Origin of the sequence: Paenibacillus phocaeensis (genome assembly GCF_900021165.1) — a bacterium.
Taxonomy (GTDB): domain Bacteria; phylum Bacillota; class Bacilli; order Paenibacillales; family Paenibacillaceae; genus Fontibacillus; species Fontibacillus phocaensis.
Map to the genome: position 1 here is coordinate 676,662 of NZ_FCOQ01000018.1, position 22,654 is coordinate 699,315.

21 protein-coding genes are annotated in these 22,654 nt (G+C 57.0%); 20 read left to right on the forward strand and 1 reads right to left on the reverse strand.

The window, feature by feature from the left end; translation table 11 throughout:
• Positions 1–27 precede the first annotated feature (27 nt).
• The 15 genes from BN3795_RS13135 (at position 28) to spoVM (ending at position 15,035) form a co-directional block, all read left to right on the forward strand.
• The gene (locus tag BN3795_RS13135; protein ID WP_068785091.1) at positions 28–915 is read left to right on the forward strand and encodes a YicC/YloC family endoribonuclease; all 888 of its coding nucleotides are present in this window, start codon (positions 28–30) and stop codon (positions 913–915) included.
• A 54-nt stretch (positions 916–969) separates the two neighbouring features.
• Complete coding sequence (gene remA, locus BN3795_RS13140; RefSeq protein ID WP_018751582.1) at positions 970–1,230, forward strand: extracellular matrix/biofilm regulator RemA; 261 nt, start codon at positions 970–972, stop codon at positions 1,228–1,230.
• A gap of 13 nt (positions 1,231–1,243) precedes the next feature.
• Entirely contained in the window at positions 1,244–1,822 is a 579-nt protein-coding gene (gene gmk, locus BN3795_RS13145) for a guanylate kinase (RefSeq protein WP_068785092.1), read from the forward strand.
• A gap of 53 nt (positions 1,823–1,875) precedes the next feature.
• Positions 1,876–2,100, forward strand: coding sequence for a DNA-directed RNA polymerase subunit omega (rpoZ, locus tag BN3795_RS13150; RefSeq protein ID WP_068785093.1), 225 nt, complete (start codon positions 1,876–1,878; stop codon positions 2,098–2,100).
• Between the two features lie 97 nt (positions 2,101–2,197).
• Entirely contained in the window at positions 2,198–3,418 is a 1,221-nt protein-coding gene (gene coaBC / locus BN3795_RS13155) for a bifunctional phosphopantothenoylcysteine decarboxylase/phosphopantothenate--cysteine ligase CoaBC (RefSeq protein WP_068785094.1), read from the forward strand.
• Entirely contained in the window at positions 3,415–5,970 is a 2,556-nt protein-coding gene (gene priA, locus BN3795_RS13160; protein ID WP_068785095.1) for a primosomal protein N', read from the forward strand. Before coaBC ends, priA begins: the two co-directional genes overlap by 4 nt.
• 111 nt (positions 5,971–6,081) lie before the next feature.
• Positions 6,082–6,564: a peptide deformylase gene (gene def / locus BN3795_RS13165; RefSeq protein ID WP_068785096.1), complete on the forward strand. Its 483-nt coding sequence runs from the start codon at positions 6,082–6,084 to the stop codon at positions 6,562–6,564.
• 10 nt (positions 6,565–6,574) lie between these two features.
• Positions 6,575–7,534 (forward strand): methionyl-tRNA formyltransferase, encoded by a 960-nt coding sequence (fmt, locus tag BN3795_RS13170; protein ID WP_068785097.1) that lies wholly within the window; start codon positions 6,575–6,577, stop codon positions 7,532–7,534.
• On the forward strand, positions 7,531–9,048 hold the full coding sequence (gene rsmB / locus BN3795_RS13175; RefSeq protein ID WP_068785098.1) for a 16S rRNA (cytosine(967)-C(5))-methyltransferase RsmB: 1,518 nt from the start codon (positions 7,531–7,533) through the stop codon (positions 9,046–9,048). Before fmt ends, rsmB begins: the two co-directional genes overlap by 4 nt.
• Before the next feature lie 155 nt (positions 9,049–9,203).
• Positions 9,204–10,250: a 23S rRNA (adenine(2503)-C(2))-methyltransferase RlmN gene (gene rlmN, locus BN3795_RS13180; protein WP_068785099.1), complete on the forward strand. Its 1,047-nt coding sequence runs from the start codon at positions 9,204–9,206 to the stop codon at positions 10,248–10,250.
• A gap of 6 nt (positions 10,251–10,256) precedes the next feature.
• On the forward strand, positions 10,257–11,030 hold the full coding sequence (locus tag BN3795_RS13185; protein WP_068785392.1) for a Stp1/IreP family PP2C-type Ser/Thr phosphatase: 774 nt from the start codon (positions 10,257–10,259) through the stop codon (positions 11,028–11,030).
• Positions 11,027–13,177: a Stk1 family PASTA domain-containing Ser/Thr kinase gene (gene pknB, locus BN3795_RS13190; protein ID WP_068785100.1), complete on the forward strand. Its 2,151-nt coding sequence runs from the start codon at positions 11,027–11,029 to the stop codon at positions 13,175–13,177. Before BN3795_RS13185 ends, pknB begins: the two co-directional genes overlap by 4 nt.
• A 32-nt stretch (positions 13,178–13,209) precedes the next feature.
• Entirely contained in the window at positions 13,210–14,136 is a 927-nt protein-coding gene (gene rsgA / locus BN3795_RS13195) for a ribosome small subunit-dependent GTPase A (RefSeq protein ID WP_068785101.1), read from the forward strand.
• A 4-nt stretch (positions 14,137–14,140) separates the two neighbouring features.
• Positions 14,141–14,815 (forward strand): ribulose-phosphate 3-epimerase, encoded by a 675-nt coding sequence (rpe, locus tag BN3795_RS13200; RefSeq protein WP_068785102.1) that lies wholly within the window; start codon positions 14,141–14,143, stop codon positions 14,813–14,815.
• A gap of 139 nt (positions 14,816–14,954) precedes the next feature.
• On the forward strand, positions 14,955–15,035 hold the full coding sequence (gene spoVM, locus BN3795_RS13205) for a stage V sporulation protein SpoVM (RefSeq protein WP_036621610.1): 81 nt from the start codon (positions 14,955–14,957) through the stop codon (positions 15,033–15,035).
• A gap of 209 nt (positions 15,036–15,244) precedes the next feature.
• Here spoVM and rpmB read toward each other — a convergent pair whose 3' ends face one another.
• The gene (gene rpmB / locus BN3795_RS13210) at positions 15,245–15,433 is read right to left on the reverse strand and encodes a 50S ribosomal protein L28 (protein WP_009225259.1); all 189 of its coding nucleotides are present in this window, start codon (positions 15,431–15,433) and stop codon (positions 15,245–15,247) included.
• 210 nt (positions 15,434–15,643) lie between these two features.
• Between rpmB and BN3795_RS13215 the strand changes: the two genes are divergently transcribed.
• From BN3795_RS13215 to murQ, 5 genes are all read left to right on the forward strand, one after another.
• Positions 15,644–16,003, forward strand: coding sequence for an Asp23/Gls24 family envelope stress response protein (locus BN3795_RS13215; RefSeq protein ID WP_068785103.1), 360 nt, complete (start codon positions 15,644–15,646; stop codon positions 16,001–16,003).
• Positions 16,004–16,018: 15 nt separating this feature from the next.
• Complete coding sequence (locus tag BN3795_RS13220; RefSeq protein WP_068785104.1) at positions 16,019–17,791, forward strand: DAK2 domain-containing protein; 1,773 nt, start codon at positions 16,019–16,021, stop codon at positions 17,789–17,791.
• Positions 17,792–17,816: 25 nt separating this feature from the next.
• Entirely contained in the window at positions 17,817–18,689 is an 873-nt protein-coding gene (locus BN3795_RS13225; protein WP_068785105.1) for a DegV family protein, read from the forward strand.
• A 775-nt stretch (positions 18,690–19,464) separates the two neighbouring features.
• Positions 19,465–21,513 (forward strand): ATP-dependent DNA helicase RecG, encoded by a 2,049-nt coding sequence (gene recG / locus BN3795_RS13230; RefSeq protein WP_068785106.1) that lies wholly within the window; start codon positions 19,465–19,467, stop codon positions 21,511–21,513.
• 214 nt (positions 21,514–21,727) lie between these two features.
• Positions 21,728–22,627, forward strand: a complete 900-nt coding sequence (murQ, locus tag BN3795_RS13235; RefSeq protein ID WP_068785107.1) for an N-acetylmuramic acid 6-phosphate etherase — start codon at positions 21,728–21,730, stop codon at positions 22,625–22,627.
• Positions 22,628–22,654 lie beyond the last annotated feature (27 nt).

The following is a 22,654-nucleotide window of genomic DNA, read 5'->3' on the forward strand; positions in this document are numbered from 1 at the left end:
TACAATAGGGTAACGGATGTGATGCCTATGTCGCACAGTATGACAGGGTACGGTGGGGCCGTCAGAACGCATGGCGGTTACGTCGTCCAATTTGAAATCAAGTCTGTCAACCATCGGTACGCCGAGGTTGTCCTGCGGATGCCGCGGGAATGGACGTGCTATGAAGACGGACTGAGGCGTCTGGTTCTGCGCCACATCAAACGGGGACGCATTGATGTATACATCAGTAAAGAACGCGATGAATCCGGCACCCTCCCATACGTTTTGAACCGACCGGCTGTCGAAGCCTATTTGGAGGCTGCCGGCGAGCTCGCCAAGCATTACGGTGTCGAGGCGAAGCTGAGTGCCCGGGATCTGCTGTCCCTGCCCGACGCCTTGACGGCGCCAGCAGAGATCACCCCGGCCGGCGGTGCTGAGCCCGATTGGGAACAGATCCTGAGCGATGGCCTGGAGGAAGCCCTGATCGGGCTTCTGGGGATGCGGGAGCGGGAAGGGAAGCATCTGGCTGCGGATCTGGGGCAGCGCCTGCAGCGGCTGGAGGCGATCCACGGCGAGTTGGTTCGGTTGGCCCCGGAGGTCGTGAACGAATATCGAAGCCGTCTGAAAGGGCGGCTTGCCGAATTGCTGGAAGGGAGCTATGACGAACAGCGATTTGCGATGGAAGTGGCCGTATTTGCCGATCGGTCCAACATCGATGAAGAGCTGATTCGCTTGAAGAGCCACTTCGAGCAGTGTCGCAGCCTGCTTCAAGCGTATGAACCGGTAGGGCGAAAGTTGGATTTTCTCATACAGGAAATGAACCGGGAAACCAATACGATCGGATCTAAAGCCAATCATTTGGCTCTAGTCAACCTGGTCGTCGAGATGAAGGCAGAATTGGAGAAGATCCGCGAACAGGCGGCGAATCTCGAGTAAGCCATCCTGCCCGGCGCCGGGTGAGTCAAGCAAATTAGGGGGAACTACCTGAACATGGCAATCAAACTTATTAACATCGGCTTCGGAAATATCGTATCGGCCAACCGGATCATTTCGATCGTCAGCCCCGAGTCCGCGCCGATCAAGCGGATCATTCAGGAGGCGAGGGATCGCCATATGCTGATCGACGCTACATACGGGCGGCGGACGCGCGCCGTGATCATCACGGATAGCGATCATGTAATCTTGTCGGCGGTGCAGCCGGAGACGGTTGCTCATCGTCTGTCCACCAAAGATGAAGACAACGACGAATAAAATGGAGAGAGATATGTCTAAAGGGTTACTTATCGTATTGTCTGGACCATCTGGCGTTGGCAAAGGCACGGTATGCACCGAGCTGCGCAAACGGATGCCGGAGCTGATTTATTCCGTCTCGGCCACCACGCGGCAACCCCGGCTCGGGGAAGAGAACGGCGTGAATTACTTCTTCAAGAGTCGTGAGCAGTTTCTGGAAATGATCGACAAGGATCAGCTTCTGGAATATGCGGAGTACGTTGGCAACTATTACGGGACTCCCCGCGATTTTGTGGAGGAGACGCTGGCCGGCGGGAAAGATATCATTCTGGAAATCGAAGTTCAAGGAGCGCTCAAGGTCAAGGAGAAATTTCCCGAGGGCGTGTTTGTGTTCCTACTGCCGCCGTCGCTTGACGAGTTGAAGGGTCGGATTCAGGGGCGTGGAACGGAGAACCAGGCGACGATCGATCACCGCATGAGCGTGGCGGCCCACGAGATCGGACTGATGGAGAATTATGATTATGCCGTCGTCAATGATGAGATCGATTTGGCCTGCCAGCGAATCCAATCCATTATCATCGCCGAACACTGCAAAATCAGAAAGTCGTGTTAACACTTGCGCGTTCCTGCGGCGGTGAGTCCAAATAAGAAGAGGTGTTTTTAAACATGCTGTATCCATCGATTGACAAAATGCTCGGAAAAGTCGGCAGTAAATACTCTTTGGTTGTCGCGGCTTCCCGGCGTGCTAGACAGCTGCGCGAAGGGGACAAGAGCGAACTGAAGCAGCCGAGATCGCACAAGCAGGTGGGCATCGCCCTTGAAGAGATCTACGGCGACTACATTAAGCTGAAACACCAAGACGTAGTGCCTGAAGAGAACACCAAAGACTGATTCAGAGAAATAGCTATATACGAAAGGCCTCCGGGCTTCTTTTTACAACAACCGCGAGGTTGTTATTTTTTTCTTTTGGGGAAAGCGAGGGGTAGCGATGTTAACCGGCAAAAAGGTTTTGTTAGGCGTAACCGGCGGCATTGCCGCATTCAAAGCGGCGTCCTTGTGCAGTAAGCTGGTGAAGGAAGGCGCGGAGGTCCGCGTCATCATGACTGAATCCGCGACCAAATTTATCACGGACCTGACGTTGCAGGTATTATCGAAAAATTTCGTGTACACCGACACCTTTGACGAGAAGTATGCCGATTCCATTCTGCACATTAATTTGGCGGATTGGGCGGATATCGTGCTGGTGGCGCCGGCAACGGCCAACATTATCGGCAAAATGGCGGCAGGCATCGCCGACGACATGTTGTCGACGACGCTGCTGGCAACCCAGGCGCCGATCATGCTTGCGCCGGCGATGAATGTCCATATGTACGATCACCCGGCCGTTACCCGCAATTTGGCGGAGCTGGCTGCGCGCGGCGTCCTGATGATTGAGCCTGGGGAGGGCCTGCTGGCGTGCGGATACACCGGGAAAGGACGAATGGAGGAACCGGAATCGATCGTGCAGGTCGTGAAGGATTATTTTGCCCGGGAAGACCGCATCTCGCAAAAGCCCTTGTTCGGCAAGAAGGTCGTTGTGACGGCGGGAGGCACCGTGGAACGGATTGACCCTGTGCGCTATATCACCAATGATTCTTCAGGGAAAATGGGATTCGCGATCGCCAAAGCGGCGCGACGTCTGGGCGCAGAGGTCGTGCTGATCGCGGGGCATACGCAGGTGGAGCCGCCGGTCGGCATTCCGGTCACCCGCGTGTTATCGGCGCAGGACATGTACGAGGCGGTGCAGGCGGTGTGGGCCGACACCGATATTCTCGTGATGGCCGCCGCCGTCGCGGATTACCGGCCGAAGGAAGCGGCCGTGCAGAAAATCAAAAAAAGCGAGGATGCTCTCGTGCTGGAGCTCGTGAAGAACATCGATATTCTGGAAACGCTGGGCAAGCAAAAAACAACGCAGTTTCTAATCGGCTTCGCGGCCGAGACGGAAAACGTGGAACAGCATGCCCTGGATAAGCTGAAGCGCAAAAACTGCGATCTTCTGGTAGCCAATGATGTTACCCAGCAGGGAGCGGGGTTTGGTTCCGACACCAACATCGTGAACATCTACGATGCGTCCGGGTTAGTTCGATCCGTGCCGCAGTTGGCGAAGGATGAGGTAGCTCTGCAAATCCTGGAGCTGGCTGGCGAACGTTTGGCAGGAACGAACCAATGATCTACCGCATGGCCAAAGTGATTGTCGATGTGCCGAGCCGGGAAACCGATCGGCCTTTTGACTATTTAATCCCTGAATCGATGGCCGGCTGGATCGAGGTAGGCAGCCGGGTGGGCGTTCCGTTCGGGCGCCGTACGGTTCAGGGGTTTGTCGTATCCCTGCATGAGCAGCCGGAGATGGACCGGGCGCGAATGAAGCCGATTCAGGAGCTGCTGGATATGACGCCGCCGCTGCCGCCGGACCTGGTGGAATTGGCGGAATGGATGAGCCGCAAGTATGCCTGCAGCCTGATCGCAGCGCTGCAAGCGATGATTCCGGCGGCGCTGAAAGGCAAAGCCGAACGATACATTCGAGTGGCGGAGGAAGATCCGACGGAGGAAGGCACAGCAGCCGCTGCGGATCGCACCGATTCTCTGTATGCACTGCCGCGTCTGCTCACACCGGAGGAACAAGAAATCCTGGAGTTTGTCCGGGCCTCCGACACCGTCACGATGACCCAGCTTGGCGACAGATACCCGGATGCGGCAGGTCTGATCAAAGAAATGCTGAGCCGGGGGGTACTGACGGAAAGTCAGGCGATCAAAGACAAGGTGCGCAAGAAGACGGTCAAGACGGTGGCGGCTGCGGTGAGCGGCCAAGCGGCGCAGGAGGCGCTTGCATCTTTCGGTCCGCAGGCGCGCCGGCAGAAGGAAGTGCTGTCCTACCTGCTGGAGATCGGTTTGCCGATGTCGCTCCAGGAAGTGCTGTCAACGCTGCAGGTGACGGCCGGAACGGTGAAGAAACTGGCGGAGAAAGGTTTCGCCGTGATCGAGGATGTCGAGGTGTTCCGCGATCCCTATCAAGGCCGGCGCTTCCAGCGTAGCGAGCCGCTGACGCGGACGCCGGAGCAGGAGCTGGTCTACCGCCGTCTGGCGGAATCGCTGGATGCGGAGCGTCATGAAGTGTTCTTGCTGCACGGAGTCACGGGCAGCGGCAAAACCGAGGTGTACCTGCAGACGATTGAGCGCTGCATCGCATCAGGGCGCCAGGCGATCGTGCTGGTGCCGGAAATTTCCCTGACTCCGCAGATGGTCGAACGGTTTAAGGGACGGTTCGGCGTGAAAGTAGCGGTGATGCACAGCCGCTTGTCCACCGGCGAGCGGTACGACGAATGGCGCAAAATCCGTGAAGGACGGGTGGAAGTGGCGATTGGCGCACGCTCGGCCATTTTTGCCCCGTTCAATCGCTTGGGGTTAATCGTCATGGACGAAGAGCATGAGACCTCCTACAAGCAAGAGGAGACGCCGAAATATCATGCCCGCGATGTGGCGGTCAAGCGAGCGCGCCAGCATGGCGCGGCCGTGATCCTCGGTTCGGCCACCCCTTCGCTGGAGAGTTACCACGCGGCGCGATCGGCAGGCGGCGATCACGGGGAGTACGCCCCGGTGTTGCTGGAGATGAAGCAGCGTCCGGCCGGCAGCCAGCTGCCCGGCGTTCAAATCGTCGATATGCGCGAGGAGCTGAAGGAAGGCAACCGCTCGATGTTCAGCCGCGCGCTGCATCAAGGCATCGCCGCACGGCTGGAGCGTGGCGAGCAGACCGTGCTGCTGCTGAATCGGCGCGGGTATTCGACTTTTGTCATGTGCCGGTCCTGCGGTTACGTGGCGGGTTGCCCGGATTGCGACATCTCGCTGACCTACCATCAGAAGTCGAACAACCTGCGCTGTCACTACTGCGGCTACGCGGAAGTTGCTCCGTCGGTATGCCCGGAATGCGGCAGCGAACATATCCGCTATTTCGGAACCGGAACCCAGCGGGTCGAAGGGGAGCTGGCCAAGCTGTTCCCCGGCATCCGTGTGATTCGCATGGACGTTGATACGACCAGCGAAAAAGGAGCCCACGAGAAGCTGCTGCAAGCGTTCCGCGAGAAAAAAGGCGATGTCCTGCTCGGAACCCAGATGGTGGCGAAGGGATTGGATTTTCCGGATGTTACGCTGGTCGGGGTCATCGCTGCGGATACCGCGCTAAACTTCCCTGATTTTCGGTCGGCAGAGAAGACGTTCCAGCTGTTGACGCAGGTCGCCGGCCGCGCGGGACGGCATCATCTTCCCGGCGAAGTCTTCATTCAATCCTATATGCCGGAGCACTATTCCATTGTTCATGCCAGCGGCCACGACTATTTGTCCTTCGTTCGCGAGGAGCTGAAAACACGCAAGGCGCTGCATTATCCGCCTTATAGCAGACTGATCCTCGTCACGCTGTCGCATGAGAAGTTGCCGTTGCTGCTGCGGATGGCCGAGAATTTTGCCGGCGATCTGCGGGCCAAAGCCCAGCGCCAAGGCTGGTTCGGCAGCCTGGATCGGTTTGCGCCGGCGGCACTGGACATCCTTGGCCCGGTGGCCTCGCCGATCCCGCGCATCAAGAATCGCTACCGGTTCCAATGCATGGTCAAATACCGCGGCGAACTTGACGCGGTGGGGCTGGTTCGGGAGACGGCGGCGGCGACGCTGGATCAATTGCGCGACGCTTTGCTGCAGATCAGCATCGACGTAGATCCGCAAATGCTGATGTAATTTTTCGCAGTTTGAAATGATCCATTTTTTATCTGCTGACATATATTTGGGTTAGAATAGGAAAAGACCAATCGAAACTAGCAAAGTGAAGACGGGAAAGGGAGTGCCATCATGGCGATTCGGATCATCGTGAAGGAACCGGATGAAGTGCTGCACCAGGTAGCGAAGGAAGTCAAGAAAATTACGCCCAACATTCAGAAGCTGCTGACCGATATGGCGGATACGATGTACGATGCGGAAGGGGTCGGTCTTGCTGCGCCGCAAATCGGGATCCTGAAGCGGGTGATCGTGGTGGATGTGGGGGATGAGAATGGATTAATCGAGCTGGTTAATCCGGAGATCGTATCCACGGAAGGCGAACAATTCGGGCCGGAGGGCTGCCTCAGCATTCCGGGGTATCGCGGCGATGTACGCCGGGCGATGACGGTCACGGTCAAGGGGCTGGACCGCAATGGCAAGGAAGTGACTTATACCGGCTCCGAGCTGTTGGCGCGGGCGTTTCAACATGAAATTGACCACTTGAACGGCGTATTATATACGGACGTTGCGGAAAGAGTGTACGAGATTACCCCTGAGGGGGAAGAGAAGGAGTGAACCGCGCCCGATGAATATCGTATTTATGGGAACGCCGGCATTTGCGGTCCCGTCGCTGGAAGGGCTGCTGCGCGAGGGCTACAACGTCGTTGGCGTCGTCACGCAGCCGGACCGGCCGCAAGGACGGAAAAAGGTGCTGACGCCAACGCCGGTGAAGGAAGCCGCATTGCGTCACGGGCTTCCCGTGCTGCAGCCGTTGCGGATGCGCGCGGCGGAAGCGGTGGCGGAAGTCGCTGCGTTAAAGCCCGATTTGATCGTCACTGCGGCGTACGGTCAAATCCTGCCGAAAGGCGTGTTGGATCTGCCGCAATATGGCTGCCTGAACGTGCACGGTTCGCTGCTGCCGAAATACCGCGGCGGGGCGCCGATTCAGCGGGCGATCATGGACGGCGAGAAAGAAACGGGCATCACTTTGATGTACATGGCCGAGGGACTCGATACCGGCGATATGATCGCCAAAACGGTTGTGCCGATCGATGATGAGGATACGTCCGGCACTTTGTTCGAGAAGCTGAGCGATGCCGGGGCGCGGCTGTTGCTTGCGCAGTTGCCGCTGATCTTGGCCGGGACGGCAGCGCGGATTCCCCAGAACGATGAGGAGTCGACCTACGCGCCTAATCTGACGCGGGAGGATGAGCGCATCGATTGGAGCGCGACCTCGCGGCAAATTTATGATCGCGTGCGCGGGCTTGTGCCTTTTGCCGGAGGGTTTACAACCTGGAATGGCGAGGTGTTCAAGGTGTGGGCGGTGGCCAAGCCCGCGGTGAGCGGAGCTTCAGCGGAGGCGGGGCCATCGTCGAGCGAACAAGCGCCCGGCACCGTGCTGGAGTTATCGGAGCGGGGCATCCGAGTAAAAACCGGCGACGGTTCCGTCTGGCTGACCCGAGTTCAGCCTGCCGGAAAGAAGGCGATGGAAGCCGGTGAATTCATCCGCGGCGGCGTGATGAACGTCGGGACGGTACTGTCATGAGCGGCGCAAGTCAGGGATCGGGCTCTGGCTCGGGCGGCGGCCAAGGGCCGGGCGCTGGCCAGAAAGCGGCGGGACAAGCCGGCCGGGGCCGAGGGCGGACTGAGTCGTCCGGAGCATCGGCATCCCGTGGGGGCGGCCGGAATTCAGCGGCACCGACGGCCCGCAGTGTTGCGCTGCAAGTGCTGACCGCCGTCGAGCAGGAGGGCGCTTACAGCAATCTGCTGCTGAACGGGGCGCTGCAGAAATCCGGATTAACCGGACCGGATGCAGGACTCGCTACCGAGCTGGTGTATGGTACTATTCAACGGTTGAATACGATCGACTATTTTCTGGAGCCGTTTGTGACGAAGGGGCTGGCCAAATTGGCGCCCTGGGTGCGTAATTTGCTGCGGCTCAGCTTCTACCAGCTGCATTACCTTGACCGGATACCTCCGCATGCTGCCGTGAACGAAGCGGTGAATCTGGCTAAGAAGAAGGGGCATCAAGGCATTTCCGGCATGGTGAACGGCGTGCTCCGCAGCGTGCTGCGCCGCAAGGAGGAGCTGCGCTTGCCGGAGGGGCTGGATTCCGTGCGGCGCATCGCACTTGAGCATTCCCATCCGGAGTGGATGGTCTCGCTCTGGATCCGGCAATATGGCGAAGCGGCGGCGGAGGCGATTTGTCGTGCCAATAATGAACCGCCTTCGGTCAGCGTAAGGGTTAACCGGTTGAAGACGGGCAGGGATGAGATGCTGCGCCTGATGGAGGCGCAGGGGTTGAGGGTTTCGGCTTCGCCGATCTCGCCGGATGGCATCGTGGTACATAGCGGCGGCAATATGGCGCTGACCTCGTGGTACCGGGACGGGCTGATTTCCGTCCAGGATGAGAGCTCGATGCTCGTAGCCGAAGCATTGGATCCGCAGCCGGGGATGACCGTGCTGGACTGCTGCGCGGCACCCGGAGGCAAGACCTGCCACATCGCCGAAATCATGGAGGGCCGCGGCCGGGTGCTGGCGAACGACATCCATCCGCACAAGGCCAAGCTGATCGAGGATCACGCCAAACGGTTGGGACTTACGCCGGTGGAACCTATATCGGGCGACGCGCTGCAGTTGACTGACCGGTTTTCCGCGGCCTCCTTCGATCGAATCCTGCTGGATGCCCCTTGCTCCGGGCTGGGTGTGATCCGGCGCAAGCCGGATTTGAAGTGGGCCAAGACCCCGGGTGACATTCAGGAGATCGCCGGCGTTCAGCAGGCGCTGCTGGATTCGGTGTGCGGGCTGTTGAAGCCCGGCGGACTTCTGGTTTACAGCACTTGCACGATCGAGCCGCGCGAGAACGCCGAGAGGGTCGTTTCCTTCCTCAGCCGTCACCCGGAATTCGAGCTGGAGGACGGGCCTGACGGCTGGAAGGGACGCGGCCCCTTGGAAGCGGCCGCAGGAAGGGTGGAGGCCGGACTGCAGATTTTGCCGCAGGACGCCCATTCGGATGGATTCTATATCGCCCGGCTGCGCAAGAAGCTGGAGAAAAAGTAACGACACGATAGGTCAAGCGGCCGCCGTGAACGGCGGGCTTGGCCTTTTTGCGCGGCCGCGGCGGGGCGGATGACTTTAGTCAGAAAGCGATTTATGATAAAATAGGAAGAATGAGTGGGCAAATTTCGAAATTAAATATGGACAGGTGTGTGAAGATGAAACCTTTTATATATGATTATACGTTGGAAGAATTACAGGAATGGGCCGTTTCGCAGGGGGAACCTGCGTTTCGCGGCGGTCAGATTTTCGACTGGCTGTACGTGAAGCGGGTCAGCTCCTTCGAAGAGATGACGAACCTGTCCAAGTCGCTTCGGCAGAAGCTGCACGACGAATTCGCTTTCGTTACGCTGCAGGAAATCACCAAGCTGGAATCGAAGGACGGAACGGTGAAGTTCCTGTTCGGATTGCATGATGATCATGCGATCGAGACGGTCATCATGAAGCACAATTACGGCAACAGCATCTGCGTAACCACCCAGGTCGGCTGCAAAGTGGGCTGTACGTTTTGTGCCTCGACACTGGGCGGCTTGAAGCGGAATCTGACGCCGGGAGAGATCGTTGCCCAGGTGGTGCAGGCGCAGAAAATCCTGGATGCCAGAGGAGAACGCGTCAGCAGCATCGTCATTATGGGAACGGGCGAACCGTTCGAGAACTATGAGGCCACGATGAAATTTTTACGGATTATGATCCATGAAAAGGGCTTGAACATCGGACAACGGCATATTACTGTATCAACGAGCGGGATTGTCCCGAACATTTACCGGTTTGCGGACGAGAACACGCAGATTAACCTGGCGATCTCGATCCATGCGCCGAACGATGCGCTCCGCTCCAAGCTGATGCCGGTCAATCGGCGATTCCCGTTTGATGATGTGATGGAGGCGCTCCGCTACTATATCGCTAAAACCGGCCGCCGCATCACATTCGAGTACGCGCTCATCGGCGGGGTGAACGATCAGCCGGAGCATGCGGAGGAGCTGGCCGGCGTAATCAAGGATATGCTGTGCCACGTCAACTTGATTCCGGTCAACTATGTGCCGGAGCGCAAGTACGTGCGAACGTCGCGCAACGATATTTTTCAATTTCAGCGCATATTGGCGGACAAGGGCATCAATGTGACGATCCGCCGCGAGCAAGGCCATGATATTGCCGCAGCCTGCGGGCAACTGCGGGCGAAGCACATGGAGTCTGGTGCGAGGTGAGTGAATGTGATGAATTGCGTTTATGTGAGTGATGTGGGACGAGTCCGTTCCGTCAATGAAGACAGCACCTGGGTCAATCCACTGGAATCGGGTTATACCCTAGCGATCGTCGCGGACGGGATGGGCGGCCATCAGGCGGGAGACATCGCCAGCCGCATGGCGGTCGAGACGATCACCGAAGATCTGGGGGCGCTGCCGGCCGGGTTGTCCGCGGAGGCGTGCGGGGAAGAACTGAAGAGAGCGATTCTGCACGCGAATGAGGTCGTCTATCGCAAGGCAGCGGAACATGTGGAGTATCACAGTATGGGCACCACGGTAGTCGCCGGCATCTTTGCCGGCAACGACGGGGTAATCGCCCATATCGGAGACAGCCGGGCTTACCATTTCCGGCAAGGACGGATCGTCCAGTTGACCGACGACCACTCGCTGGTGAATGAGCTGCTGAAGAACAAACAGATCAGCGAGGAAGAAGCAACCGTGCATCCGCATCGCAATGTGGTGACCCGTGCGCTCGGTACCGATGAGCGGGTGGAAGTTGACTTGAACCGGGTGTCGCTGGAGCCGGGAGATATATTGCTGCTGTGCAGCGACGGGCTCAGCAACTATGTGACGCCGGAACAAATGGTCCTGACGCTTGGCTCGGACGATCTCGGATTAAAGGATCGCGCCGACCAACTGCTCCAGCTGGCACTGAACGCAGGAGGCGACGATAATATCAGCGTCGCTCTGCTGGAACAACAAGAGGATGCCGGGTCAGGCATAAAGGAGTGGAATTCATGATCGGACACGAATTGGGCGGTCGTTATCAAATCATCGAAAGGATCGGCGGCGGGGGCATGGCGCTTGTCTACAAAGCGCAGGACCTGCTGTTGAACCGCTACGTAGCCATCAAAGTGCTGCGTCAACAATTTGTGAACGACGAGGAATTTATTCGGCGCTTCCGCCGGGAGGCGCAGTCTGCCGCATCCTTGTCGCATCCGAATATCGTCAGCGTCTACGATGTCGGGCAGGAAGACGAAGTCCATTACATCGTCATGGAATACGTCGAAGGACAGAACCTAAACGAAATCATCAAGGAACGGGCGCCGCTGCAGGTCGAAGAAGCCGTCCGGATCGCATCGCAAATCGCCGATGCGCTGGACCATGCCCATCACAACCAAATTATTCACCGTGATATTAAACCTCACAATATCTTGATCGGACGAAACGGACGAGTGAAGGTGACCGATTTCGGGATTGCGCGCGCCGTCACCTCAGCGACGATTACGCAGACCGGTTCGGTGGTTGGTTCGGTGCATTATTTCTCGCCGGAGCACGCGAAGGGCGTTGCCACCGGGGAGAAATCCGACCTGTATTCGCTCGGGATCGTGTTGTATCAAATGCTGACGGGGCGTCTGCCGTTCCTCGGAGAAAGTCCGATTAGCGTCGCGTTGAAGCATCTGCAAGAGCAGTTCGATGAGCCGCGGACGGTCAATCCGATGATTCCGCAAAGCGTGGAGAACATCATTCTCAAATCGATGCGGAAAAATCCGGCCGAACGCTACCAATCCGCCAAGGAAATGCTGCGCGACCTGGAAACTTGCCTGCTGCCGGAACGAAAAATGGAATCGAAACTGGCCTTTATTGAAGATCATGACGAAGACAGCACGCGTATCATTCCGGCGATTCGGCCGCAAAATCAAGGTCCGTCGGCAGGGCCGTCCAAGCTGTCCCGCGATAGCGGGACGACGGTAGAGGAGCGGGGCAGCTCTCCAAAGAAGAAAATTTGGGGCAAGCCGGCGCTTTGGATCAGCTTGACGCTGGTCGTTCTGCTGGCATTGGCCGGTGTGGCTTGGTACGTTACGAGCCTGGTTACCGTACCGGAGGTCGCCGTGCCGAACGTGCTTAACCTGGAAGAGGAGAAGGCTATTCAAACTTTGACTGATAAAGGTATTGCCGTCGGAAATATCGCCCGGGAATACAAAGAAGGTGTGGACGAGGGCATCGTTTATGAGCAAAGCAAGCCGGAAGGGACGATGGTGAAGGAAGGTTCGGCCATCGATCTGAAGGTCGGCGCGGAGCAGCCGCCGCAGAAAATGCCGGCATTAACGGGAAGCTATGATGCTGCGCTTCAGCAACTGAAGGATCTGGGCGTTGACGAGGCCCGTGTGACGAAATCGGAGGAAAACAGCAGCGAGATTGAACCCGGCAACATTATCAGCCAATCGCCGGACGCCGGATCGGAGTTCGATCCGGAGACGGTAAATGTGGTTCTGAAGGTCAGCAAGGGACCCTCAGAAGTGAAAATGCCGAACCTCGTCAATAAGACCCAGGCGGAAGCGGAGAAAGCGATAAGAGATCTCGGGCTGGAGCTGGCTGAAGACGGGATCAAGGAGGAAGCGAGCTTTGAGGTCGAGGCCGGCAAAGTAACGAAGCAGTGGCCATACGCTCCGGAAGAACTGGTGGCGCCGGGTTCGAAGGTGACCTTGTTTATCAGCACCGGCTACCCGCCGGAAGCGATCAACTATACCTTCCAGGTGCCGGCCGTCCCTGCGCAGGAAGGCCAAATCAGCAAGTACACCATCGTGTACGGGGATGCTCGCGGCGAAGGCCGCGAATGGGGCACGCAAAAGGTAGGCAAAGCGCAATACCTGGCGGTCGACCTGGTACTGGCGCCAAACAAGAACGGTTATGTCACGGTAACGCGCGACGGCGTCATGCTGGACACCTATCCCGTCTCGTACATCGATGCCAAGCAAGGAACTGTTCCGGTGCCGCAATTCCCGGATAACAGCGGGACGGATGAGGATACGATGGATATGAATTCGGGCGATAACCCGCCCGATACCGGCATGATTTCATCCGGCAGGCTGGCCTCGCTTCATGTCGAGCAAGGTGCAGTCGAAGGTAAAGGAAAGGCGGGTAAACGAAACAAACATGGCAAATAAGTCAGACCGATTCGAAAGCGAGGCCGTCCCCTATGCCTGAAGGCTTGATTGTGAAGGCATTAAGCGGTTATTACTACGTAAAGCCGGCGACGGCGCAGGGCGGGGCAACGGACGGGGCCAAGGAGGCTTACGTCCAGTGCCGCGGCCGCGGGATTTTTAAGAAGAGAGGCGAGAGTCCGCTGGTGGGCGATCGAGTCATCTATTCCCCGACCGAGAACGGGGAAGGCACCGTGGACGAGATCCTGCCGCGGGAAACCGAGCTGATCCGACCGCCGATCGCCAACGCCAAGCTGGCCGTGCTGCTGTTCTCGCTGCGCGAGCCGGATCTCAACCTGCAACTGCTGGACAAGTTTCTGGTACATATCGAGCATGCCGGCTTGCAGGCGTTGATCTGCCTCACCAAGGAGGATTTGCTGGAGGAGGACGGAGCGGAAGAAATGCCCGAGATCATTAGCCAGGTCAAGGCGTTGTATGAATCGATCGGCTATGATGTCATCGTCACCAGCTCGGTAACCGGGATGGGGACAGAGGATGTGAAATCTCGCCTTGCCGGAGAGATCAGCGTCTTCTCGGGGCAGTCCGGCGTCGGAAAATCGTCGCTTCTCAACGCCATGCTCGGGCTGTCGCTGGAGACAAGCGAAATCAGCCTCAGGTTGGGCCGGGGACGCCATACGACGCGGCATGTCGAGCTGATTGAGCTGGAAAACGGCGGCTACGTGGCCGACACTCCGGGCTTCAGTCAGTTGGATTTCCTCGAGCTGGGCGTGGAGGAGCTGTCCAGCTGCTTCCGAGAGTTCGCGAATTACGCGGAAGAATGCAAATTTCGCGGCTGCAGCCATTTGCACGAACCGGGATGCAAGGTGAGAGAGGCTGCAGACCGGGGCGACATCGCCGCCAGCCGCTATGCGCATTACGTGCAGTTCCATGAAGAGATGAAGGACAAGAAGCGGAGGTATTGACGTCATGAGTAACAACGTATATATTGCACCGTCCATTCTGTCGGCCGATTTCGCCAAGCTGGGCGAGGAGGTCGCCGACGTAGAGCGGGGAGGAGCCGATTGGCTGCATGTGGACGTGATGGACGGCCACTTCGTACCGAACCTGACATTCGGTCCGCTGGTGCTGCAGGCAATCGCTCCGCAAACCAAACTGCCGCTCGATGTCCACCTGATGATCGAGAAGCCGGAAGAGTATGTTCCGGCCTTCGCTAAAGCGGGCGCGCATCTGATCACCGTACACGCCGAGGCCTGCGTGCATCTGCACCGGGTACTGCATCTGATAAAGGAGCACGGGGCGAAGGCCGGGGTAGCGATTAATCCGGCCACGCCGGCCTCCGCCGTTCGCGAGGTGCTGGAGGACGTGGATCTCGTCCTGGTGATGACAGTGAACCCCGGCTTCGGCGGGCAAGCGTTTATTCCGGGCACGCTGCGCAAGATTCGCCAGCTGAAGGCCTGGAAGGACGAGCTCGGCTTAAGCGATTTGCGGATCGAAGTGGACGGCGGGATCGCCGCTGCGACGGCGCCGCTGGTTGTGGAAGCCGGGGCGGATGTCCTGGTTGCCGGGAATGCGGTGTTCGGCCAAGCCGATCGGCGTGCGGCGATGGCAGAAATCCGCGAGAGCCTGGTTGGATTGGCATAGGCGCCTCAAGATGCGCATACAATGGGTTACATGAGCGAAGGTTCTCATGTAGCCTTTTTTTTGTGGCGGGAATACACGGGTAAATGACATCAAACATAGAATATGGGTGAAGGCATGAGCACGACGGGGAGGGTGAACGATGAAATTTTACACATTCAAGCTGCCTAAGTTTTTGGGAGGATTCGTTAAGGCGGTACTGAACACGTTTCACAAGAACTAGCGGGCGGGGCCTGAGAACCCGCCCCAAGCAGCGAAAGGGCGCGCCTGGCGGTTCCCGCCATAAAAGGAATGCCATGGAATAGACCGAGGCTAGAAGGCAACTGGCGTCAGCCTTTTTGGCGGCAATTACGACCGACTTCAAAGAAAAAGCACAGTAAAAAAGCACCTCCATAGGAAAAGGTGCTTTTTGTCTATAGTTCGTCCCGTGCCTTACACGCGGGTCACTTTACCGGATTTCAAAGCCCGAGTGCTTACGTATACGCGCTTCGGTTTGCCGTCTACCAAAATCCGGACCTTCTGCACGTTTACGCCCCAAGAGCGCCGATTGCGATTGTTTGCGTGAGATACATGGTTACCGCTGCCTGGCTTCTTGCCAGTCACATAACATTTGCGAGCCATTCATTACACCTCCTGTTCCAGTACACCTGTCTTGAAAATAACAGCTTCATCTCTAAATCACGGTTATTGACAACACTTAAATATAATATCACAGTAAAAAAAGCCCCGTCAACAGATATTGACGTTGGACTCTTTTATTTATTTCTCTCTGTTCTTATAGTACAATATGGTTTAGTCCATAATAATTTCTATGGAAGGAGTGAGTTTGGCGTGGCTGTAAATCTTACGACCGAATATGGACGAATCGATATTTCGGAAGAAGCCATTAAGGTTATCGCCGGATCGGCCGCCATGGAGTGTTATGGACTGGTAGGAATGGCAAGCCGAAAGCAGTTGAAAGACGGGATTGCCGAATTGCTGGGGCGTGAGAACTTAGCCCGGGGTGTGGAAGTGAACCTGGATAATCATCGATTAGCTATTTATCTTTATATTATAGTCAGTTATGGCACGAAAATTTCCGAGGTCGCACACAACATACAGCTCAAAGTGAAATACGTATTAAATCAAATCGTTGGACTCGAAGTGGATCAGGTGAATATCGTAGTCCAAGGCGTACGCGTATCAAGCTAGGAAGGGGAATTTTCATTGAGTAAGCGTTCTTTAACTGGAACAGATTTCACCGCTATGGTATTGGCCGGTGCGCAGCAGCTGACGGAGCATGCTGAACACGTCAACTCCCTGAACGTATTCCCGGTTCCCGATGGGGACACCGGTACGAATATGAATTTGACGATGACCGCCGGCGTAACGGAATTGAAAAATCACGGAACCGGAGGTTTGGGCAGCAGAGCGGCCACTTTATCCAAAGGTCTTCTGATGGGCGCGCGCGGCAACTCCGGCGTGATCTTGTCCCAGCTGTTCCGTGGCTTTAGCCGTTATGCCGCTTCATTGGAAGAAATGAATACAGCTCAATTTGCCGCCGCTTTGCAAAGCGGGGTGGATACCGCTTATAAAGCCGTCGTCAAGCCGGTGGAAGGAACGATTCTGACGGTTGCAAAGGAAGCGGCCAAGCATGCGGTATATTATGCGCGCAGAACAACGGATATTACCGAGTTGATGACCGAAGTGCTGGCTAAAGCGAAGGAAGCGCTCGCGAACACACCGGAGCTGTTGCCGGTGTTGAAACAGGTTGGCGTTGTGGATTCGGGCGGTCAAGGACTTGTTTATATTTATGAAGGATTTTTGCAATGGTTGACCGGCGGCGCGAGCATTGAAGCGGCGGCGACTTTAGGACAAGCTCCCGCGGCCATCGCCCAGCCGGAGCTTCGTACACAAGCGGCTGCACCGGTTCATGTTCCGGCTTCCGCGCAAGCCAAGCTGGAGACCGAGGACATTGAGTTCCTCTATGACATGGAATTTTTCATTAATCGAAAAGTCGGTGAGATCAAGGATGCCGCATTCGACGAGGATCAGTTCCGGAAAGCGCTTTCGGTCAATGGGGATTCGATTATCGTGATCGCGGACGACGAGATCATCAAGGTCCACGTCCATTCCAAAACGCCGGGCGACGTGCTGAATCTGGCGCTGCGCTACGGTGAGATTACACAAATTCATATTTTGAACATGCGCGAGCAGCATCGGGATCTGTTGATCGCCGGGATGGATGCGGCGCCGATGCCGGAGCTGTTTGCCGAAATTCCGGCGGAGCCGGCCCGTCCGGTTGATCCGGCCGGGATGCCAGCAGATGAACTGGCGCCTTATGGTTTCATCGCTGTCGCTTCGGGTCAGGGGATTTCGGAGATCTTCACCAGTCTGGGTGTCGACGTGGTCCTGTCCGGTGGCCAGACGATGAACCCGAGCACCGAGGACTTCGTGAACGCGATCCAGTCGATTTCGGCTCAGCATGTCTTTGTGCTTCCGAACAACTCCAATATTATTCTGGCTGCCCAACAAGCGCGTGATTTGCTTGAAGGGGAGCGCAGCGTTAGCGTCATCCCAAGCAAGAGCATTCCTCAGGGAATTGCGGCGGCGTTTGCTTTCCAAGAGGAAGAGAGCGTGGAAGCCAATCAGGAGAACATGCAGAATGCCGTACATCATGTGAAGACGGGCCAAGTGACGTACGCGGTCCGGGACACGATGTTTGATGATCTGGAGATCAAGGCCGGGCACTATATCGGCATTGCCGATTCCAAGATCGTGGCGACCGAAGAAGGTTTGCTGGAAACGAGCCAGGGGTTGTTGGCCAAAATGTTGACCGACGGCGACGAAATCGTGACGGTGCTCGCCGGCGAAGAAGCCGATGGGGGAATGACGGACACGCTGGTAGCCTGGATTCATGAGGAATATCCCGACGTCGAGGTAGAGGTCCATAACGGCGGTCAACCGATTTATTATTATCTGTTTTCGGTAGAATCCTGATCTCGATGAGAGGATGAAGATACCTATGAATCAGGCGGTCATCATTGCCGACAGTACGGCGGATATCCCGCAGGCGGTCGTATCGGAATACGGCATTCACATCGTACCGATGCGCCTGGCCTTCGGCGATCAATCTTATCTCGAAGGCATCGACATCACCGCGGAAGAGTTCTACGACAAGCTGACCCAATCGAAGGACCTGCCAACCACTTCGCAGACTTCGCCTTCTCAGTATGTTGAGGTCTACCGTAACCTGCTGGCGGCCTACCCCGGTTCGCCGATCATTTCAATCCATATCTCCTCCGGGATGAGCGGGACTTATCAATCCGCCGTACTCGCCAAGGAGATGTTGGAAGAAGAGTTGGGCCACTCGGTTGACGTAACGGTGATCGACTCGTTGTGCGCGACGTACGGCTTCGGGCTCCAGGTCGTGCATGCCGCGCGGATGGCGAAGCAAGGGGCTTCGGTTGAAGAGATTCGGGCAGAGGTCGAACGTTTGGGCAAGGCCCGGCGGCTGTATTTTCTCGTAGATACGTTGGAATATTTGCAAAAAGGCGGGCGGATCGGCAAAGCTGCGGCGATTCTTGGAAACTTGCTGAACATCAAGCCGATCCTGTCCGTAGACCAGGAAGGCGTGATCTACGCAGTCGATAAAGTCCGGGGCCGCAAGAAGGCGATGTCCCGGGTCATCGATTTGTTCGTGAACGATTTCGGCGGATTGAAGGATATCAATGTCGCGGTTTGCGACTGCGTGAATCCGGAAGGCTCCGAGGAAATCCTGGAGATGCTGCGCCAGCATTTTACGCTGCATGAGATCGTTCGCACCAGCATCGGCGCGGTCGTTGGCACGCATGTCGGGCCGGGCACGGTTGCGACGTTTATCTGGCCGGCGAAATGATCTTCAGGCGGCGCGCGTTGAAGCAGAGCCGGTTTTGATAGTAGCGTGGGTGCTCGGAGCTGGATTTGACGGTACTGAAGGTGCTCGGAACTGGATTTGATGGTACTGAAGGTGCTCGGAATTGGATTTGGCGGTGCTGAAGGTGCTCGAACTGGATTTGATGATGCTGAAGGTGCTCGGAACTGGATTTGATGGTACTGAAGGTGCTCGGAGCTGGATTTGATGGTACTGAAGGTGCTCGGAACTGGATTTGATGGTACTGAAGGTGCTCGGAACTGGATTTGATGGTACTGATGGAGCTCGGAACTGGATTTGACGGTACTGAAGGTGCTCGGAATTGGATTTGATGGTACTGAAGGAGCTCAGAGCTGGATTTGACGGTGCTGAAGGTGCTCGGAACTGGATTTGGTGGTACTGATGGAGCTCGAACTGGTTTTAACGGAACTGAGAGCCCTTATTCGCTCATTTCCCGGTTATTTCTCGGGCTAACGGAACTCAGAGACCTTATCGGGCCTTTATGGCAGCCATTCGGCTGTTTTGGTCCGAAATAAGGGCTTCTGGTTCCGTTAGCCAGAGAGATCGCCCAAAACACGGACAATAACGTCTCTGAGTTCCGTTAGGCGGAGCTCAGGAGCCCGTTGGGCTGGGTTTACCGCTATACTGAGAACCGTTAGGTGAAGTGCGTTAAGCTTAGTTCCGCTTGGCTGAGTTTCGTTTGTGCTAAGAGAGAGTGGCGGGGGCAGCGGGGCTGCCTCGATAAAGCGAGGGATTATGTGTGTTGGATTTGCATAATATCCCCGTAAAGCAAGTCAGCGGCGTGAGCGCTCTTAAACAAGAAGAGCTTCACGCCTTTGGCATCTTTACGGTGAATGATTTAATCGAATATTATCCGTTCCGGTACGAGGATTACCGGCTGCGTTCCCTGACTGAAGTAAAGGATGGGGACAAGGTGACGGTCCAAGCTAAAATCATGGGCCTCCCGGTGCTGCAGCGTTACGGGCGGAAATCTCGCCTTACGTGTAAAATGGTCGCAGAGGATTGGATGTTCACGGCGACGTGGTTTAACCGTCATTTCCTTAAGGATCAGCTGACGACGGGGCGGGAGATCGTCCTGACCGGGAAATGGGATATGCGGCGCAGCCAGCTTACCGTGACGGAGTCGGAGTTCCCCGACCGCGGAACGCTGCGCAGTGGAAGTCTGCAGCCGGTCTATTCCGTCGGCGGCAAAATCACGCAGCAGTGGATACGCAAGACGATCGGACAAGCGCTGCAGCAATATGGGGAGATGATCCCGGAAAATCTACCGCCTGAGCTGCTTCGCAAGTACGGCCTGATGCCCCGCAAAGCGGCGATCCTGCGGCTGCATCAGCCGCAGGATAACGAGGAGGGGCAACTTGCCCGCCGCCGCATGGTGTACGAGGAGCTATTCCTGTTCCAGCTCAAGCTGCAGGCGTACCGGGCGATGAACCACGATCGAATGGACGGAGTGGCGCATGTCGTCGATAACGCGACGATCCGAGAATTTGTGCGCAGCCTGCCGTTCGAGCTGACCGACGCGCAGAAGAAGGTGGAGCTGGAAATTTTGCAGGACATGCGCTCACCTTACTGCATGAACCGCCTGCTCCAGGGGGATGTCGGCTCCGGCAAGACGGTCATCGCCGCGATCGCCTTATACGCGGCGGTGAAGTCGGGGCACCAGGGCGCTTTCATGGTGCCGACGGAGATTTTGGCCGAACAGCACATGCGCTCGCTGACCCGGCTGTTTGAGCCGTTCGGCATCACGGTGGGCCTGTTGACCGGCAGCGTGACGGGGCGCAAGCGCAAGGATTTGCTGGGCTCGCTGCAAATGGGGCTCACCGACATCGTTGTCGGCACGCATGCGCTGATACAGGAAGACGTATTTTTCCGTTCGCTCAGCCTGGTCGTGACCGACGAGCAGCACCGGTTCGGCGTGAATCAACGCAGCATTTTGCGGCGCAAAGGCTTTAATCCCGACGTACTGACGATGACGGCGACGCCGATTCCGCGCACGCTGGCGATTACCGCCTTTGGCGATATGGACGTATCGACGTTGTCGGAGCGCCCGAAGGGACGCAAGCCGATCACGACCTATTGGGTTAAGCACAGCATGATGGACCGCGTGCTTGGCTTCATTGAACGGGAGGTCTTGCTAGGCCGGCAGGCGTACGTGATCTGCCCGCTCATTGAGGAGTCGGACAAGCTGGACGTACAGAACGCCATCGACCTGTACGTGTCGATGCAGCAGGCATTCCCGAGCATGAAGGTCGGGCTGCTGCACGGCCGGATGACGGCGGCCGAGAAGGACGAGGTGATGCGCGCGTTCTATGAGAACGAGGTGCAACTGCTCGTCTCGACGACCGTGGTCGAGGTCGGCGTCGACGTGCCCAACGCCACGCTGATGATCGTGATGGACGCCGACCGGTTCGGCTTGTCCCAGCTCCACCAGCTGCGCGGGCGCGTAGGCCGGGGGGAGCACGCGTCGTATTGCGTGCTCATCGCCGATCCGAAGTCGGAGGTCGGTCAGGAGCGGATGAAGGTCATGACCGACACGGACGACGGCTTCGAGGTGGCCCGGCGGGACCTGGAGCTGCGCGGTCCCGGGGATTTCTTCGGCACGAAGCAAAGCGGCGTGCCGGATTTTCGCGTCGCGGACATGGTCAGCGACTACGCGGTGCTGGAGGCGGCGCGGGACGACGCCGCCCAGTTGGTGGGGGGCGAGGCGTTCTGGACCTCGCCCGAGTACGGGCCGCTGCGGGATTACCTGCGGCGGGAGCAGGTATTTCAAGGCGAGTTGATCGATTGAAAATCCGATATACGAGGCAGTGTGAACCGTCCGCGGTCGAAGCGGGCGGTTTTTTTTTATGTCCAATTGGAAAGTCTAGAAGCAGGATTAAAATGTCGATAACTGAAATATAATTTTATGTAAAAAATAATATATTGAAATAATGTTTCGATTGAATTATAATCGAGTCGAAAGCGGTTGCAGCCTTGTATTTTACATCAAAGGAGAGGGACCTATGCTGGAAAATCTGACAACTGAAGCGAGAAACGAACGGACGATGAGCCTGGACGAAATGAGCGTTGCCGAATTGCTGACGGTCATGAATGAAGAGGATGCGAAAGTAGCGGGAGCGGTAAAGAGAGAGATTCCGAAAATTGCCGAGGCCGTAACCGCCATTACCGAATCTCTTCGCAAGGGGGGAAGGCTGATTTATATGGGGGCCGGGACAAGCGGCCGGATCGGACTGCTGGATGCGGTGGAATGCCCGCCGACTTTCGGAACTTCCCCGGATCAGGTTGTTGGGCTGATCGCTGGAGGAAGCAACGCTTTTATCAAAGCGGTAGAGGGGGCGGAGGACCGGGCCGAGCTTGGTATGGCTGATTTGCAGAACCTTAACCTCACCGCCGATGATGCGGTCGTCGGCTTGGCTGCAAGCGGTCGGACGCCTTATGTCATCGGCGGGGCGGAATATGCCAAGCGGATCGGTGCAGCCACGGTCAGCATCAGTTGCAACAAAAATGCGGTGATCAGCTCCAAAGCGGATATTGCCATCGAAATCGAGAACGGTCCCGAAGTGCTGACCGGATCGACTCGACTGAAGGCGGGAACCTCACAGAAGCTGGTTTGCAATATGCTGTCAACGGCGTCGATGATCGGTCTGGGCAAGGTCTACGGCAACCTGATGGTAGACGTGCAGCCGACCAACGAGAAACTGGCTGACCGGGCCAAGCGGATCGTGATGGAAGCGACCGCCTGCGATGCTGAAACTGCCGCAAACACCCTGAACCTTGCCGAAGGGAAACCTAAGCCGGCGATCCTGATGATCCTGACGGGATGCACGTATGCGGAAGCCTTGAAGAAGTTGGAGCAAAGCCGTGGTTTTATCGGCAAGGCGGCTAAGCTGACTTTGAATTAAAGATTTCAACCACATCTATGGGCAGGA

Excerpts from the sequence above, each read along its gene's own strand:
- BN3795_RS13135 (WP_068785091.1), top strand. The coding sequence starts at position 28 with ATGTCGCACAGTATGACAGGGTACGGTGGGGCCGTCAGAACGCATGGC.
- remA (WP_018751582.1), top strand. The coding sequence starts at position 970 with ATGGCAATCAAACTTATTAACATCGGCTTCGGAAATATCGTATCGGCC.
- gmk (WP_068785092.1), top strand. The coding sequence starts at position 1,244 with ATGTCTAAAGGGTTACTTATCGTATTGTCTGGACCATCTGGCGTTGGC.
- rpoZ (WP_068785093.1), top strand. The coding sequence starts at position 1,876 with ATGCTGTATCCATCGATTGACAAAATGCTCGGAAAAGTCGGCAGTAAA.
- coaBC (WP_068785094.1), top strand. The coding sequence starts at position 2,198 with ATGTTAACCGGCAAAAAGGTTTTGTTAGGCGTAACCGGCGGCATTGCC.
- priA (WP_068785095.1), top strand. The coding sequence starts at position 3,415 with ATGATCTACCGCATGGCCAAAGTGATTGTCGATGTGCCGAGCCGGGAA.
- def (WP_068785096.1), top strand. The coding sequence starts at position 6,082 with ATGGCGATTCGGATCATCGTGAAGGAACCGGATGAAGTGCTGCACCAG.
- fmt (WP_068785097.1), top strand. The coding sequence starts at position 6,575 with ATGAATATCGTATTTATGGGAACGCCGGCATTTGCGGTCCCGTCGCTG.
- rsmB (WP_068785098.1), top strand. The coding sequence starts at position 7,531 with ATGAGCGGCGCAAGTCAGGGATCGGGCTCTGGCTCGGGCGGCGGCCAA.
- rlmN (WP_068785099.1), top strand. The coding sequence starts at position 9,204 with ATGAAACCTTTTATATATGATTATACGTTGGAAGAATTACAGGAATGG.
- pknB (WP_068785100.1), top strand. The coding sequence starts at position 11,027 with ATGATCGGACACGAATTGGGCGGTCGTTATCAAATCATCGAAAGGATC.
- rsgA (WP_068785101.1), top strand. The coding sequence starts at position 13,210 with ATGCCTGAAGGCTTGATTGTGAAGGCATTAAGCGGTTATTACTACGTA.
- rpe (WP_068785102.1), top strand. The coding sequence starts at position 14,141 with ATGAGTAACAACGTATATATTGCACCGTCCATTCTGTCGGCCGATTTC.
- spoVM (WP_036621610.1), top strand. The coding sequence starts at position 14,955 with ATGAAATTTTACACATTCAAGCTGCCTAAGTTTTTGGGAGGATTCGTT.
- rpmB (WP_009225259.1), bottom strand. The coding sequence starts at position 15,433 with ATGGCTCGCAAATGTTATGTGACTGGCAAGAAGCCAGGCAGCGGTAAC.
- BN3795_RS13225 (WP_068785105.1), top strand. The coding sequence starts at position 17,817 with ATGAATCAGGCGGTCATCATTGCCGACAGTACGGCGGATATCCCGCAG.
- murQ (WP_068785107.1), top strand. The coding sequence starts at position 21,728 with ATGCTGGAAAATCTGACAACTGAAGCGAGAAACGAACGGACGATGAGC.